A 15,129-nucleotide genomic window follows, 5' to 3' on the forward strand; every position below is an offset into this window, starting at 1 on the left:
CTGTTCCCCCTAGCCCCGCGCCCGGCGCGCCATCTCGTGCAGCACCTTGGAGGCGGGCACGGGCGACTGCCGGACACCGGTCAGCTTCTGGTTGAGATACGTGGTGTGGGCGGCGGTGGCCGCCGTGAACTCGGCGCTCGTGCCCTGCGGCCGGAACCCGTGCCGTACCGCGAGCTTCCGCAACTCCTTGTCCGTGCCGAGGAGTTCACCGAGCGCCCGGCCCTCGTCCGTGAGAGGGACGACGGTGTGGTCGCTGTTCGCGGTGGTGTCGGGGTAGAGGACGGTCAGGTCGCCCACCTCCTGGCCCTGCGCGAGCAGCGAGGCGACCTGCGACTCGTACACGAGGACCAGCGGGTTGCCTACGCCGCTGATGAAGTCCCTGAACGCCGCGTCCGAACTGGTCTGTTGGGCGCCCTGGACGCTGATCAGCTTGCGCATCAGGGGTGCCGTGCGGTTCACGGCCGCGGTGCCGTCGGCGACCCGGCCGCCGTCGGCGACGTACGAGGCGGCGGCGAGGTAGAGCGCGCCGGAGTTCGAACTGGTGGGATCCGTGGTGGAGATGAAGAGCGTGCCGCTCAACTCCCCGTGCCGCTCGGCCCCCTTGAGCTGCTGCCAGGTCCGGTCGGCACCGGCGGCCTTGAGGTAGGCGGCCATCCTGAACGTGCCGTTGCCCTTGGCCGGCAGCGTCGCGAGCCCGTTGTCGGCCAGCACCCCGGCGGCGCTTCGGTGCGCCACGACCACGAGGGGCGAGTAGAAGGGGCGCGGCAGGGGCTGCCGTACGTCGTACTTGGCGGCCAGCTCGTCGGCGGGGGCCTGGCTGGACGGGAAGGCGAAGTCGTACCCCTTGAGGTCGAGTCCCTCCATGGCCCAGGACCCGGAGGTCTCCGTCTTCAGGGTGTAGCCCTTGGCAGCGAGGGCCTTCACCACATCCGGATCGGCGAAGAACTCCGCCTTCTCCGATCCGATCACTCCCAGCACGGTCTTCGTTGCCGTGCTCTTGTCCTGCTCTTCGCGGCCCGCGACGACGGCTGCTGCAACTCCGCCGATCAGGAACACCGCCAGGACGATGGCGACTATTCGTCTCACACCCGGAGCCTGCTCCCGGAACCCAACATTCCCCGGCGCTCTGGGTGAACAGGGAGTGGCCGACCCATCCCAGTACGCAACCGGAGCGGTGTGATCCGGCTAGGGGCGGGCCAGGGGCGCCCCTAGGGGCGCGGGGAACGGCGCGAGCAGCCCCCACCGACCCGCACGTTCATCATCGGGCGTCCAGCGGAGCGCAATGGCACCCGGCCCGCGCGTCACTGCGGGCGCACGCGGACCGGGGCCGATCGAGGGAGCCCGAAGGCTCAACGGGAGACGCGAGCCCGGAGGCTCAAAAGGAGCCCCGAACCCGGACGCTCAGTGGGTGGTGAGTGCGCGGCGGGCCTCGGTGGCCGCCGTGTGCACGTCCATGCGCTCGGCGGCCAGGATCGCGGCAGCCGTGTCCGCGCGGGACGCCGCGACGACGAGGGCGCGGCCCGCGAGGGCGTGCGCCCGCTCGTGCAGCGCCGCGACCTGGGCGGACTCGGCGGTGGTACCGGCACCGGTCACCGACGCGCGGACCGGCGAACGGCCCCCGCGAAGACGCGCGACCTGAGCGTCCATGCGCTCGGCGGCGACGTCGAGCTCGGCGGACGGTTCGATCCCGCGCAGCTCGTCGGTCACGGCCAGCAGTGCCGCGAGGTGACCGGCGAGCTGGATGTCCAGCTCCTCTTCGCGCGACCGATGGGGAAAGTCGGCGGTGCCGGCCATCGTGTGGACCGACTTGGTGCGGATCGGTTCGTACATGGGAGATGGCCTCCTGTGCTCTGACAGGAAACCATCCTAGCTTGGATTTCGTCTAAAGTTGAGCCGGTTCAGAAAAGCGAGCCGTTTGACCACGGAGCGTGACTGATTGGGCGTCAGGGCTGGCCGTATCCGTCCAGGAAGTTCCCGATCCGGGTCACGGCGTCCGTCAGGTCCCGGGCCGTGGGCAGGGTGACGACCCGGAAGTGATCGGGCTCCGGCCAGTTGAAGCCCGTCCCCTGCACCACCATGATCTTCTCGGTCCGCAGCAGGTCCAGCACCATCTGCCGGTCGTCCTTGATCTTGAAGACCTTCGGATCGAGACGCGGGAAGAGATAGAGGGCACCCTTCGGCTTCACGCACGTCACGCCGGGAATCTGGGTCAGCAGCGCGTGCGCCACGTCCCGCTGTTCCCGCAGCCGCCCGCCGGGAAGCACGAGCTCGTTGATCGTCTGCCGCCCGCTCAGCGCGGCGACCACACCGTGCTGACCCGGCATGTTCGCGCACAGTCGCATGTTCGCGAGGATGGTCAGCCCCTCGATGTACGAGTCGGCGTGCGCCCGCGGCCCCGAGATCGACATCCACCCGACCCGGTACCCGGCAACGCGGTACGCCTTCGACATGCCGTTGAAGGTGAGCGTCAGCAGGTCGGGGGCGACCTTGGCGGTCGGCGTGTGCGTGGCCTCGTCGTACAGGATCTTGTCGTAGATCTCGTCCGAGCAGACCAGCAGGTTGTGGCGGCGGGCGATGTCGGTCAGCCCGCGCAGCATCGCCTCGTCGTAGACCGCGCCCGTCGGGTTGTTCGGGTTGATGATCACGATCGCCTTGGTGCGGTCGGTGACCTTCCGCTCCACGTCGGCCAGATCGGGCATCCAGTCGGACTGCTCGTCGCACCGGTAGTGCACGGCCGTACCACCGGACAGCGACACGGCGGCGGTCCACAGGGGGTAGTCGGGCGCCGGTACGAGCACCTCGTCGCCGTCGTCCAGCAGCCCCTGCATCGCCATCACGATCAGCTCGGAGACGCCGTTGCCGATGAAGACGTGCTCGACGTCGGTCTCGATGCCGAGGGTCTGGTTGTGCATGACGACGGCCCGGCGCGCCGCGAGCAGGCCCTTGGCGTCGCCGTACCCGTGTGCCGACGAGACGTTGCGGAGGATGTCCTCCAGGATCTCGGGCGGACACTCGAACCCGAACGCGGCCGGATTCCCCGTGTTCAGCTTGAGAATGCGATGCCCGGCCGCTTCCAGCCGCATCGCCTCCTCGAGCACCGGGCCCCGGATCTCGTAACAGACGTTGGCGAGCTTGGTCGACTGGATCACCTGCATGTCCGTGAGCTTACGGCCGGGTAACGCTTCCCGCGGCGTGTTTTCCACCACGTGAGACGGGTGGTTTGAGTGGTTATCGCCGGTAGCTGTCCCGTCGGCCTCTCCCGTCCCTACAATGCGCGGCCATGTCGAGGCCACCTGAGAACGAAAACGGGGTGTCCGGCGCGAACGCCGCGAACAACGCGGCCGGCGCGCCGGACACCCATGGTGCGCATCGGGAAGGCGACGAGCCCGTGGTCCCGCCGATCGTGTACCACCCGCAGGTCGAAGAGATCCCGGCGTACGACGAGTACGCCGACCCGGCGACTGCCCACGGCTGGCAGAACGCGTACGACGAGACCCGTGAGCTGCCACCCGTGCCAGCCGGAGCGGAAGATCGCCGCCGGGTCGGTGGCGGCCGTCCGGGCGACGGCCATCGGGCCGGCGGTCGTCGTTCCCGGCGGAAGCCCCGAGCCTTGACGTCACGGCGTGCGGTGGTCGTCGCCGGGGCGGTGGGCGCGGTGTCCCTGGCCGCCGTGATGGCCGGGTTCTCCTTCGGGCCGTCGGACGGCGGAGCGCGGGACAACGAGGACCGCACGAGCCCGACGGCCGGGGATCCCGCGTCGCCCACGGACGCCAAGTCCTCGGGCGGAGCCCCCGCCGCACGGTCGTCCGACGGCGGGGAGTCGTCTCGCACAGGGGACCCGAGCAGTTCGGCGAGCCTCGCCCCGACGGGCGACGAGACCGAGAACCCCTCGGCCAAGTCCCCCGCCACCCCTTCGGCCCCCTCCACCCCCACCGCCACCACGAACCCGAGGGGCCCGGGCAACTCCGACGGCAAGCCGGGGCGCGGCCAGGGTGGCACCAAGGGGCCCAAGTAACCGTCCTCCGGCCCCAGTGACCGCCGCCCGGCCCGAGCAGCCGCCGGACGAGGAGCCACGTGGCCGCCGGGCTCGGCAGGCCGACCTGCTCGGCACCGGCCGGTCCGCCCCCGAGCCGGCCGGACCGCCGCGCGGCTCCCGGGGGGCGACCCCGTTCACGTTCACCGTGCCGGGGGATGGGCAGGAGCAGTCCGGGAATGCGAGGGAATCCGCCAACGCCGCGCCTGAAGCGGCTCCTTGCCCGCACCCCCCTCTCGCTTCACAATGTGCATGACAGACGTATGGGCGGCCGGAAATTCTCCGGCCGCCCGAGTCACGATGAGGGGACCCCCACATGAGAAAGCCTCTCGGCGCCGCGCTCTTCGCCCTGGTGATAGCCGGGGCGGGCGCGGCACCCGCGGTCGCGGCGCCCGAACCCGCGACCGGCGTGGACACGGACACCGCCACCTCGGTGGTCAGGGACGCCGTCACGTCCACGACGGCGGCCGTGTCCAGGATCACCGCGCCGACCGTCCAGGCCGTCAACTTCGCCGGCACCGTCTCGCTCAGCAACTGCTCGGGCTCCGTTGTCCGCTTCCCGGACTCGGAGGACAACGACCCGGCGATGGTCATGTCCAACGGCCACTGTCTGGAGACCGGCTTCCCCGCGGCCGGTGAGGTCATCGTCGACCAGGCCTCCAGCCGCACCTTCGGCCTGCTCAACGCCGCGGGCACCCGGGTCGCCACCCTGCGAGCCAGCAAGATCGCGTACGCGACGATGACCGACACGGACGTCTCGCTGTACCAGCTCACCACCACGTACGCGCAGATCAAGAGCTCGTACAACATCAGCCCGTTGACGATGAACGACACGCACCCGGTCGCCGGGACCGCCATCACGGTCGTCTCGGGCTACTGGAAGCGGACGTACGCCTGCAACGTCGACGGCTTCGCCTACCGCCTCAAGGAAGGCGCCTGGACCTGGAAGGACTCGGTCCGCTACACCTCGGCCTGCCAGACCATCGGCGGCACCTCGGGCTCGCCCGTCGTCGACAACGCCACCGGCAACGTCGTCGCCGTCAACAACACCGGCAACGAGGACGGCGGTCGCTGCACCGACAACAACCCCTGTGAGGTCGACGAGAGCGGCAACGTGACCGTCCGCGCGGGCATCAACTACGCCCAGGAGACCTACCAGATCCCGGCGTGCTTCGGCGTCGACAACAAGCTCGACCTGAGTGCGAGCGGCTGCACCCTGCCCAAGCCGTGATCTCGCGGCGGGCGGTCACGGAGCAGTTCCGCGCACCGCCCGCCCCGCGAGCACGTCCGTCCGCCGCCCGTCCTCCACGACGAACCGCCCGTCGATCAGGACGTACGGAATGCCCGTGGGAAGTACGCGAGGATCCTCGAAGGTCGACCCCGCAGCCACCGTGGCCGGATCGAAGAGCACCAGATCGGCCCGGTACCCCTCGCGGACCAGCCCCCGGTCGGGCAGCCGGAGCCGGGCGGCAGGCCGTGACGTCAGATGGGCGACGCACTCCTCCAGCCCGAGAACGCCCAACTCCCGCACATACCGCCCGAGATAATGCGGGAACGTGCCGTACGCGCGCGGGTGTGGCTTGTCACCGCGCAGGATGCCGTCCGAGCCGCCGGTGTGGACGCGGTGCCGCATGATCGCCTGCACGTTCTCCTCGTGCCCGACGTGCTGGAGGATCGTCGAGCCGAGCCCGTCATCGAGGAGCAGCCGCCGAGCGGTGACCCAGGGAGCCTCGCCCCGCGAGTCGGCCGACTCCTGAACCGTCCGGCCCACATACTCGGCGAGCGCCGGATCGGCCACCCCCGAGATCTCAATGGTGTCCCACTCGATGGGAACGCCATGACACCCGTCCGCACCCACCACCTCCATGTGATGGCGGATCTTCTCCGCGGTCCCCTCCTCCCGCAGCCGGGCGAGAATCGCCTCGGGACCGCCCTCACTGGCCCAACTGGGCAGCATGGCCACGAGAGTCGTACACCCGGGCGTGTACGGATAGGTGTCCAGACTGATGTCGGCCCCACCGGCCAGCGCGTCATCGACGAGCGCCAGCAACTCGGGCCCCCTGCCCTTGTTCACACCGAAGTTCATGGTGGCGTGGGCCAGATGAAGAGAGCAGCCGGCCTCGCGCGTCAGCTCGACCATCTCCCGGTACGCGTCCAGAGCCCCGGCCCCGTACGACCGATGATGCGGGCAGTAGTAACCCCCGTACTCAGCCACCACCCGGCACAGCTCGGTGAGTTCGGAGTCCTTGGCGTACATACCCGGGGTATAGGTGAGCCCCGACGACATGCCGACCGCGCCCTGCCGCATGCCCTCGGCGACCAACTGCCGCATCCGGTCCAGTTCCCGTGGCGTCGCCTCGCGATCGTCCCAACCAAGGGCAAGCATCCGAACAGAGCCCTGAGGAATCAGATAGGCGGCATTGACGGCGATGCCCTCGCCGCCGAAACCATGATCCAACCGATCCAGATACTCGCCCACGGACCGCCAGGTGAAGTCGATGTCGTCCCCGTAGCCGTTCCACCCGGTGATGGCCCTGCGGACCTCGGCGAGGGTTCGGTCGTCGACGGGGGCGTACGACAGCCCGTCCTGCCCGATGACCTCCAGCGTCACGCCCTGGGCGACCTTCGCGCTGTGGTCGGGGTCCCGGAGCAGGGCCAGATCGCTGTGGGCGTGCATGTCGATGAAGCCGGGGGAGAGGACGAGCCCCTCGGCGTCCAGAACCCGGCGGGCCACGGGCCGCAGGCACCCGGCAGCAGCGGCCTCCTGCACGATGGCCGTGATCCTGCCGCCCTCGATGCCCACGTCGGCCCGGTAGGAGGGGCCTCCGCTCCCGTCGACAACCTCCACGTCACGCACTACGAGGTCCATCATGGCGGGCTCCTAGAAGTAGGTGCGGATGTAGTCGACGACCGTCCCGTCCTGCTCCACCACCGGAATCAGCTCCCACTTGTCGAAGGACGTACAGGGATGCGAGAGCCCCATCCCCACCCAGTCACCGACCTGAAGCTCGACCCCTTCGTCCGTACGAATCCAGGCGTGCTGATCGGACAGCCCGGTGACGGTGATGCCGTCCGCAGGCCGCTCCCCGCCGTCGGCACGCACCACCTGAGCCTCGGGCAGATCAAGGTCGTAAGCGGCATCCCGCTTGCCCGCGTTGACGAAGGCCTGCTCGACCGACGGACGGGAAACAACCTGGGCCCAGAGCCGGAACGCAGGCTGCAAGGAACCCTCCTCGGGAACCCGGTTGAACGGAGTGATCTTCCGGTAGTGCCCGTCATCGTGCGAGACATAAGCACCGGACCGCAGCAACTTCAGCACAGGCAAGGAGAGTTCAGGAATCCCGGCAAAAACATCGGCAACGGCATCGAACCAGGCGCTGCCCCCCGCACTGACCACGATCTCTTCGACCCCGTCGAACCGACCGTCCTTGTCGAAATCGACGGCCAACGAGACAAGCCGCCGCAGCCACCCCCGCACCCGCTCCGAATCGGCGTCCGGAACTTCCCCCTCGTACCCGGCAACACCCACCAACCGCAAGGTGTCCACACCGGCGACGGCATCCGCGACGGCGGAGCACTCTTCCTCCGTCCGCACCCCGGTCCGAGCCCCCTCACCGGCAGCCAGCTCGACAACGACGTCCACGGGCCGACGAGAACCCCGCAACGCGGAGTCCATCAACTCCACCCCCCGCACGGAGTCGACGTAACAAACAAAACGAAACCCGGGATCATCGGCGAGCTGCAGCGAAACCCACTCCAAAGCAGAGGCATCCACCACCTCATTCGCCAGGAAAACCCGCTGGACTCCGAAGGCTCGCGCGACCCGCACCTGATGAGGCACGGCCAGAGTGATCCCCCAGGCCCCATGCTCGATCTGCCGCTGAAAAAGCTGGGGAGCCATGGAGGTCTTGCCGTGCGGGGCGAAGGAGAGCCCGTGCCGGACCGAATACGTCTCCATGAGCCGCAGATTGTGATCGAGCCGCTCGGCGGACAGGGCGAGCACCGGAGTGGTGAACCCACCACTGAACAGATTGCGGCGCTGAGCGGCCAGCTCACCGACCGTGAGCCCGTCGGCATCGGGCGGGAGCCCCTTGAACCGGTGGTCGACACGTTCGTCCGCGAGCGCGGCAAGACGCTCCGCACCGGTACCGGAATCGGCGGCCATGAAGCCTCCCAAATATTCGCCGTTGCACTCCTTGCAACAGTCATTGCGTGTCGCGCTTACTGCTGTCTAACATCTCGGCCAACGCCGGGTCAACGAAGCCGCCGAGACCCACAAAGGCCAAGGAGCCCAAGCCATCGTGACCCCCACCGGACCCGCCCCCACGGCCGCCGCGCCCGCCGTGGATGTAGTCGCCCTCGGCGAGTCCATGGTCACGTTCCTTCCCTCCCGCGCGGGCCGTCTGGCGGACGTGCCCTCCTTCGACCGGGCGATCGGCGGCGCGGAGTCCAACGTGGCCTGCGCACTGGCCGCCGCCGGCCACACCGCGAAGTGGGTCAGCCGGGTGGGCGCCGACGGCTTCGGCGACCACCTGACCGAGGCGATCGGCGCGTACGGCGTCGACACCTCCGCCGTACAACGCGACCCCACCCGCCCCACCGGCATCTACTTCCGCACGGCGAGCGACCGTTCCACCGACGCCCACGAGGTGGCGTACTACCGCACAGGCTCCGCGGCCTCGGCCATGTCCAAGGCAACCGCCGACATGGCGGCCATCCACTCGGGCCGAATCCTCCACCTCTCCGGCATCACGGCGGCCCTCTCCCCCGACTGCCGGTCCCTCCTGACCGCCCTCACGGCACCGGCCCCCCACCGCCCCCTGATCTCGTTCGACGTCAACTACCGCGCAGGCCTCTGGCCCACCCCCTCCCAAGCAGGGGCCACCCTCCTCGAACTCGCCCGCGGAGCAGACCTCGTATTCGTCGGCGAGGACGAGGCGGAGGAGGCCTGGGGCATCACGGGCGGCCCCACCGCGATCCGCGCCGCACTCCCGGAGCCCCGCGTACTGGTGGTCAAGGCCGGCAGCCAAGGCGCCACGGCGTTCGAGGCAGCACTCCCCACGCAACCGCACCCGCCCACGGACGCGAGGGGGCGTGTCGGGGGGTGTCCGCCCGCAGCGGCTGGCGTGTCAACTCGTAGCCCTTTTCAGGCAACCGATTCCACGCCGGACCGAGGACGGATACCCCCCGACATGCACCCGACCCCGCTCCAGAACGAGAGCGAACGCACCACGGAACGGCACCCGCACACCCCACGCCAGAGCGACGGAACCACCGCGCACCACCCAACCGACACGATCACCTTCGTCCCCGCCCTACAGGTGGACGTAGTAGCCCCAGTAGGAGCAGGCGACGCCTTCGCGGCAGGCTTCCTGTCGGCGACACTCCGCGGGCTCCCCCCGAGGACCCGCCTCCGCCACGGCCACCTCATGGCCGCCGCCACGCTCACCGACCCCGGAGACCTCGGCGCACCCCCCACCCGCGACCACGCCGACCGCCTCGCCGCCCTGGACGACGACGCGTGGGGGACACTTCGACTCGGCCCCGGCTGGACGCACCCCGCAGACCGGGCCCAGGAGGAGGTACCCACCCCATGAGCCAGACCGTCGACAGAGCGCTGTCCATTCTGCCGCTCCTAGCCGAAGGCCCCGCCGACCTGGGCCAGGTCGCCGACCGCCTGGGTGTCCACAAGTCCACAGCCCTGCGCCTCCTGCGCACGCTCCACGAACACGGCCTCGTCTACCGCCAGTCCGACCAGCGCTACCGCCTCGGCGCCCGCCTCTTCGCCCTGGCCCAGGAGGCCGTGGAGAACCTCGACGTACGGGAGATCGCCCACCCCCACCTCGTACGCCTCAACGAGCAGTGCGGCCACACGGTCCACCTCGCCGTGCACGAGGAGGGCGAGGTCCTCTACATCGACAAGGTCGAGAGCCGCTACCCGGTCCGCATGTACTCGCGCATCGGCAAACCGGTGGCCATCACGGTCGCCGCGGTGGCGAAACTGCTCCTCGCGGACCTCCCGGAACCCGAGCGCCAAACCCTGGCGGACAAACTCGACTACCCGATGTACACATCCCGCTCGACCCCCAACGCCCCAGCGTTCCTCAGGGAGTTGGAGAAGGTACGGGACCAGGGCTGGGCCACGGACCTGGGCGGCCACGAAGAGTCCATCAACTGCGTGGCGGCCCCCATCCGGGGCACGGACGGCCGAGTCGTCGCAGCCATGTCCGTCTCCGCCCCGAACGTGGTCGTCACCGCCGACGAACTCCTCACACTGCTCCCACTGGTGCGCCGTACCGCGGCGGCAATCAGTGGCGAGTACTCAGGCAAGACCCCGACGAAGGAAACCAGCTCATGACCGACAAGATCGCCCTCACCCCCAAGACCCACACCGCCCCGCCCGCCAAGTTCTCGCACGGCGTCAAGAAGGGGAACATCCTCCAGGTGGCGGGCCAGGTCGGCTTCCTGCCCGCGGTCGAGGGCGAGCCCCCCACGCCCGCGGGCCCGACCCTGCGGGAGCAGACCCTCCAGACCCTCGCCAACGTGAAGGCCATCCTCGAAGAGGGCGGCGCCTCCTGGGACGACGCGATGATGATCCGCGTCTACCTCACGGACGTGGACCACTTCGCGGAGATGAACGCGATCTACAACGCGTACTTCGAGGAGCAGGGCCTGTCGGCACCCCCCGCGGCCCGCACAACGGTGTACGTGGGCCTCCCCGCAGGCTTGCTGATCGAAATCGACGCGCTGGCAGTACTGGCCTAAAAGCCACAACGCACCCCACGCACCCCCCCCACAAAGCCCCCCACAACACCCGCACCGGCACCCGCACCCGCCAAGTCATCAAGGTCCGGCGCCCACCCCAGGGCGCCGCACCGCGATCCCCCCTGCCCGAAAGCTCCATGCCCTTAAGAAGAGGCCCCCCCATGTCGTCCCTGCTAGCAGCCACACCCACCCCAGAAGCGCCACCCCACACAGGCGGCCTGCTCCTCCTCATGGACGGCACCGCGGGCCTCCTGACGGTCGCGGCCCTCGGCATAGTCCTGCTCCTCGTCCTGATCATCAAGGTCAGGCTGCAGCCGTTCGTAGCGCTGCTGGCGGTGTCCATAGCCGTCGGCCTCTCGGCCGGCCTCTCCGTCACGGAACTCTTCGGCACGGTCCAGCGGTCGACCTCGGTCTCGATGATCGAGTCGGGCATGGGCGGCATCCTCGGCCATGTCGCGATCATCATCGGCCTCGGCACGATGCTCGGCGCGATCCTGGAGGTGTCGGGCGGCGCGGAGGCGCTCTCGGCCCGCCTGCTCAACCTGTTCGGCGAGAAGCGCGCCCCACTGGCCATGGGCCTGACGGGCCTCATCTTCGGCATCCCGGTCTTCTTCGACGTAGGCATCTTCGTCCTGGCGCCGATCGTGTACGCGGCGGCCAAGCGCTCCGGCAAGTCGATCCTGCTCTACTGCATGCCGCTTCTCGCGGGCCTGTCGATGACGCACGCGTTCCTGCCACCGCACCCGGGCCCGGTCGCCGCGGCGGGTCTGTTCAAGGTGGACCTGGGCTGGGTCATCCTGATGGGCATCATCGTCGGCATCCCCGCCGTGCTCGCGGCGTGGGCGTACGCGGCCTGGATAGGCAAGCGCCTCTTCGTCCCCGTACCGCAGGACATGGTCGAGGCCGCGGACGAGGCGAAGGCGGCGGTCGCCGCGGAACGCGCGGCACGCCGTGCGGCAGTCGGAGGACCCACGGACGGCGCAACCACAACCACAACCACGGGCAAGAGCACAGTCCCGACCCAAAGCACAGGCTCAGGCACAGGTGCGGGCACAGGCACAGGCGCGGGCTCCGGCTCGGTAGCCGTCGCCGAAGGCCCGTCCGGGTCCCCCGCCGAGCAGCCGCCCTCCCTCTCCACGGTCTTCCTCATCATCGGTACGCCGCTGCTGCTGATCCTCGCCGCGACGTTCTCCTCCATCGCCCTGGACCCGTCGACGTTCCGCTCGGTCATCGAGTTCTTCGGGCACCCCTTCGTGGCGCTGACGATCGCGCTGCTCATGGCGTACTACCTGTTGGGCATCCGGCGCGGCTGGTCACGCAAGTCGCTGGAGACGGTGTCGACGGCGTCCCTGAAGCCGGTCGGCAACATCCTGCTGGTGGTCGGCGCGGGCGGCGTCTTCGGCGCCGTACTGAAGGGCTCGGGCATCGCGGACGCGCTGGCCGACACGTTCAACGACGTGGGCCTGCCCATCATCGTGCTGGCCTGGCTGATCTCCGTGGTGCTGCGGGTCGCCCAGGGTTCGGCGACGGTCGCCATCGTCACCACGGCCGGCATCGTCGTCCCGCTGGTCGAGGGCCAGGACCTCTCGCAGGCCCATCTGGCGCTGATCATCATGGCGATCTCGGCCGGTTCGATCTTCGCCTCGCACGTCAACGACGGAGGCTTCTGGATCGTCGCCAAGTACTTCGGCATCTCCGAACGGGACACCCTCAAGTCCTGGACTGTCCTGGAAACGGTCCTGTCGGTGGCGGGCTTCGCGGTGGCTGCGCTGCTGAGCATCTTCATATAGCGGGACGAAGCGGAGCCCGACTGTTCTCGACACAGGATCGTCGACCATACTGCCCGCTGTGGAGCAGCGCATAGGACCCAACATCCAGCCCCTGCAAGGCGCCGCGGTCGACCCGGCGTTCGTGCCCGGCATCACGGGCCCGCGCCCCGCCGAGCCGAAGGACGCCGAGCCGACGGAGGCCGTCTCCGAGGAGACGGCCTCGGAGGAGGAGACGGCCCCCGAGAAGCGGAAGCCTGCCAAGCAGACGGACCTCAAGAAGGAAGCCGCGGAGGAGGCCCCCTCCGACGACGAGCCTTCCACCGACGAGCCCTCCGGCGAGGACTCCTCCAGCGAGAAGCCGGAGGAGCGGGAGGAACCGGCGGCGGAGCCCGAGGAGGCTCCCGAGGGCGGCCCCGTCTTCGAGGCCTCCGACCGCCGCGCGAAGATCGTCGCCGACCACAGTGGCGTACGGCTGAGCCTGGACGACCAGGAGGCCGAGTTCCGCTGGGAGGAGATCGGCGCGGTCGAGACCGAGTCGCCGCGCTTCGGGAAGCGGTTCACCATCACGGTGCACACCCCCGACCGCCGCTGGTACCCGATCGAGATCGAGGCGTCGGCCAGGTCCCGCTTCAAGGAGTGGGAGACCCAGCTGGACGAGGTCCTGGACACGTACTTCGAGGACGCCGAAGAGGGCGAGGTCGAGACCGAAGCCGAGGCCGAAGTCGAGACCGAGGTCAAAGCTGATGCCGAGGTAGAGGCCGAAGCGGAAGCCGAAGCGGAGGCCAAGGCCGAGGCGGCGCCCGAGGAGAAGAAGACCCCATAAAGGCACGCGGGGAACTGCGCGACAGGCCACAACGGCCCCGCAGTTCCCCACGCACCTCAACCGAACTCACTCAACTGCAGTACTGCGCTTCCTTCCCGATGGACCGGTACATGCAGTCGGAGTTCTCCAACAGCTGCAGCACGGCGTCGCGGTTCCGCGCGGTCTCCCGCTCGATCACCTCGTCGGGCGGGTAGAACCCGCCCCCGCCGCTGGACCCCGGATACATCTCGAACGTATAGGCGAAGATCTTCTGACTGCCCCACAGGTAGTCGTCGATCGACCCGTCGGTGATGTAGAGGTCGCTGGACTGCTCGGGCGTGTAGCCGTTGCTGGCGGCCATCTTCTGACCGACCGTGGCGAAGGCGTTGCGGTCGTCGACCGTCATCCCGGTCGTGGTGTCCGCGTTGGTGTAGCCGAAGGGCCACAGCACCAGCTCGCTGTACGTGTGGAAGTCCACGCCCGCCCTGATCTGCTGCTTGCCGCCCACGACCCGGCTGCGTACGAAGTCGGCGACGACCTTCACCTCGGGCGCGGACTCGGCCGCGGTGCCCCGGTAGGTCTCGGAGGACGTCGAGCCCGACGAGCCGCCGCAGCAGCCCCAGCGGTAGTTCCAGTTGCGGTTCAGGTCGGTGCCGACGTACGAACTGCCGGTGTTGGGCTGGCGGTTCTTGCGCCACGAGCGGTAGGCGCCGGACGCGATGTCGTACTCGCCGCCGTCCGGGTTGAGGTCCGGGACGATCCAGATCTCGCGGTTGTTCACCATGTTCGTGACGCGGGAGTCGGAGCCGTACCCGGCGCCCAGCTCACGCAGCAGATAGAGCGCCATCTCCACGGTGAGGTGCTCACGCGCGTGCTGGTGGTGGGTGAACAGGACCTCGGGCTCGGCCTCGTCGGTCGCGACGTTGTCGCTGATCTTGATGGCGACGATGTCCCGGCCCTGGTACGACTTCCCGATCACGCGCTTGCTCATGATGCTCGGGTAGGCGGCCAGGCGCTGGTTGATCTCCGTGTTCATCTCGGCGTAGTTGTGATAGCGAGAGTCGGCGGAGGGGAAGTCGAGGACGCCCACGTCCGCGGCGCTGGAGCGGTCGGGGGCGGAGCCGAGGGCCGTGACCTCGTAGCCGAGCTGCCGCAGCTTCTTCGCCTGGGCCGCGCGACCCGAGACGACGACGGTCTCCTCGTCGGCCTCGTCGATCGACACGCCCGCCTGGGAGATCGCCGTACGGGTGGCCGAGGTGCTGCCGTGGACATGGACCTCGTACTGACGGATGTCCTCCGTGTCGGAGGCGGGAGCCGCCCCGGAGGCGCCGTTCGCGCTGGTCGTGGCGGCGATGGGGGCCGCGAGAGCCAGGGCGAGCAGGGTGGCGAGGGCGGCCGTGCGCCGGCCGCGTCTGCCGGGTGAGGGGGGTGCGGCGGGTGTTCCGCCGCCCTTGATGCGAAGTCGCATTGATTCTCCTAGTTTCTCCAGAAATTCCGGGATCACCGGAAGTGTGGGGAGTGGAGCGGGGGGTGGATCGGTGCGACGTGCCGGGGCTGTCCGCCGAATGAGCCGACAGGACCCCGTGTGCGGGTGTGGCGCTCATCGTGGGGCTATGGCATGTTCGGGTCAAGACCAGACCGAAACCCGCCACCCCGAACCGGCCGAAACGAGACGGTCGTGCCCCGAGCCCCGTCCCCCGAGCATCGGTCGACACGCGTGCATGCCGACCGCGCCCCTCCAGGGGCGCGGGGAACTGCGC

General features: G+C 69.3%; 13 protein-coding genes. 7 read left to right on the forward strand and 6 right to left on the reverse strand.

All coding sequences use genetic code 11. From position 1 onward, the window contains the following. Positions 1 to 9 precede the first annotated feature (9 nt). From ACN20J_RS31240 to ACN20J_RS31250, 3 genes are all read right to left on the reverse strand, one after another. Complete coding sequence (locus tag ACN20J_RS31240; protein WP_419667316.1) at positions 10 to 1,086, reverse strand: hypothetical protein; 1,077 nt, start codon at positions 1,084 to 1,086, stop codon at positions 10 to 12. A gap of 315 nt (positions 1,087 to 1,401) precedes the next feature. Beyond that, a complete protein-coding gene (locus tag ACN20J_RS31245) occupies positions 1,402 to 1,830 on the reverse strand; it encodes a hypothetical protein (protein ID WP_419667317.1) in 429 nt (142 codons plus the stop codon). Positions 1,831 to 1,943: 113 nt separating this feature from the next. Continuing rightward, complete coding sequence (locus ACN20J_RS31250; protein ID WP_055614150.1) at positions 1,944 to 3,155, reverse strand: pyridoxal phosphate-dependent aminotransferase; 1,212 nt, start codon at positions 3,153 to 3,155, stop codon at positions 1,944 to 1,946. Between the two features lie 125 nt (positions 3,156 to 3,280). Between ACN20J_RS31250 and ACN20J_RS31255 the strand changes: the two genes are divergently transcribed. Further along, complete coding sequence (locus ACN20J_RS31255) at positions 3,281 to 4,015, forward strand: hypothetical protein (protein ID WP_419667318.1); 735 nt, start codon at positions 3,281 to 3,283, stop codon at positions 4,013 to 4,015. A 334-nt stretch (positions 4,016 to 4,349) separates the two neighbouring features. Further along, entirely contained in the window at positions 4,350 to 5,264 is a 915-nt protein-coding gene (locus ACN20J_RS31260) for a S1 family peptidase (protein WP_361903410.1), read from the forward strand. A gap of 15 nt (positions 5,265 to 5,279) precedes the next feature. Here ACN20J_RS31260 and ACN20J_RS31265 read toward each other — a convergent pair whose 3' ends face one another. Next, the gene (locus ACN20J_RS31265; RefSeq protein ID WP_419667319.1) at positions 5,280 to 6,905 is read right to left on the reverse strand and encodes an N-acyl-D-amino-acid deacylase family protein; all 1,626 of its coding nucleotides are present in this window, start codon (positions 6,903 to 6,905) and stop codon (positions 5,280 to 5,282) included. Positions 6,906 to 6,914: 9 nt separating this feature from the next. Continuing rightward, the gene (locus ACN20J_RS31270; protein WP_419667320.1) at positions 6,915 to 8,198 is read right to left on the reverse strand and encodes an amino acid deaminase; all 1,284 of its coding nucleotides are present in this window, start codon (positions 8,196 to 8,198) and stop codon (positions 6,915 to 6,917) included. A gap of 205 nt (positions 8,199 to 8,403) precedes the next feature. On the opposite strand from ACN20J_RS31270, the gene ACN20J_RS31275 reads away from it, so the two are divergent. From ACN20J_RS31275 to ACN20J_RS31295, 5 genes are all read left to right on the forward strand, one after another. Continuing rightward, on the forward strand, positions 8,404 to 9,630 hold the full coding sequence (locus tag ACN20J_RS31275; protein WP_419668997.1) for a sugar kinase: 1,227 nt from the start codon (positions 8,404 to 8,406) through the stop codon (positions 9,628 to 9,630). Further along, positions 9,627 to 10,391 (forward strand): IclR family transcriptional regulator, encoded by a 765-nt coding sequence (locus ACN20J_RS31280; protein ID WP_189837383.1) that lies wholly within the window; start codon positions 9,627 to 9,629, stop codon positions 10,389 to 10,391. Before ACN20J_RS31275 ends, ACN20J_RS31280 begins: the two co-directional genes overlap by 4 nt. Next, positions 10,388 to 10,798, forward strand: a complete 411-nt coding sequence (locus ACN20J_RS31285) for a RidA family protein (protein ID WP_419667321.1) — start codon at positions 10,388 to 10,390, stop codon at positions 10,796 to 10,798. The genes ACN20J_RS31280 and ACN20J_RS31285 overlap by 4 nt, the downstream gene beginning before the upstream one ends. A gap of 161 nt (positions 10,799 to 10,959) precedes the next feature. Next, complete coding sequence (locus ACN20J_RS31290) at positions 10,960 to 12,588, forward strand: GntP family permease (RefSeq protein ID WP_419667322.1); 1,629 nt, start codon at positions 10,960 to 10,962, stop codon at positions 12,586 to 12,588. 58 nt (positions 12,589 to 12,646) lie between these two features. Beyond that, positions 12,647 to 13,390, forward strand: a complete 744-nt coding sequence (locus tag ACN20J_RS31295; RefSeq protein ID WP_419667323.1) for a hypothetical protein — start codon at positions 12,647 to 12,649, stop codon at positions 13,388 to 13,390. A gap of 70 nt (positions 13,391 to 13,460) precedes the next feature. On the opposite strand, the gene ACN20J_RS31300 is transcribed toward ACN20J_RS31295, so the two are convergent. Beyond that, positions 13,461 to 14,837: a M14 family metallopeptidase gene (locus ACN20J_RS31300; protein WP_189837387.1), complete on the reverse strand. Its 1,377-nt coding sequence runs from the start codon at positions 14,835 to 14,837 to the stop codon at positions 13,461 to 13,463. Positions 14,838 to 15,129: the final 292 nt, after the last annotated feature.

It is taken from the genome of Streptomyces sp. 2-1 (assembly GCF_048564895.1).
Lineage (GTDB): Bacteria > Actinomycetota > Actinomycetes > Streptomycetales > Streptomycetaceae > Streptomyces > Streptomyces phaeochromogenes.

What these genes read in the sequence shown, in the direction of transcription:
- ACN20J_RS31245 (WP_419667317.1), bottom strand. Translation starts at nt 1,830, where the DNA reads ATGTACGAACCGATCCGCACCAAGTCGGTCCACACGATGGCCGGCACC.
- ACN20J_RS31250 (WP_055614150.1), bottom strand. Translation starts at nt 3,155, where the DNA reads ATGCAGGTGATCCAGTCGACCAAGCTCGCCAACGTCTGTTACGAGATC.
- ACN20J_RS31255 (WP_419667318.1), top strand. Translation starts at nt 3,281, where the DNA reads ATGTCGAGGCCACCTGAGAACGAAAACGGGGTGTCCGGCGCGAACGCC.
- ACN20J_RS31260 (WP_361903410.1), top strand. Translation starts at nt 4,350, where the DNA reads ATGAGAAAGCCTCTCGGCGCCGCGCTCTTCGCCCTGGTGATAGCCGGG.
- ACN20J_RS31265 (WP_419667319.1), bottom strand. Translation starts at nt 6,905, where the DNA reads ATGATGGACCTCGTAGTGCGTGACGTGGAGGTTGTCGACGGGAGCGGA.
- ACN20J_RS31270 (WP_419667320.1), bottom strand. Translation starts at nt 8,198, where the DNA reads ATGGCCGCCGATTCCGGTACCGGTGCGGAGCGTCTTGCCGCGCTCGCG.
- ACN20J_RS31275 (WP_419668997.1), top strand. Translation starts at nt 8,404, where the DNA reads ATGGTCACGTTCCTTCCCTCCCGCGCGGGCCGTCTGGCGGACGTGCCC.
- ACN20J_RS31280 (WP_189837383.1), top strand. Translation starts at nt 9,627, where the DNA reads ATGAGCCAGACCGTCGACAGAGCGCTGTCCATTCTGCCGCTCCTAGCC.
- ACN20J_RS31285 (WP_419667321.1), top strand. Translation starts at nt 10,388, where the DNA reads ATGACCGACAAGATCGCCCTCACCCCCAAGACCCACACCGCCCCGCCC.
- ACN20J_RS31290 (WP_419667322.1), top strand. Translation starts at nt 10,960, where the DNA reads ATGTCGTCCCTGCTAGCAGCCACACCCACCCCAGAAGCGCCACCCCAC.
- ACN20J_RS31300 (WP_189837387.1), bottom strand. Translation starts at nt 14,837, where the DNA reads ATGCGACTTCGCATCAAGGGCGGCGGAACACCCGCCGCACCCCCCTCA.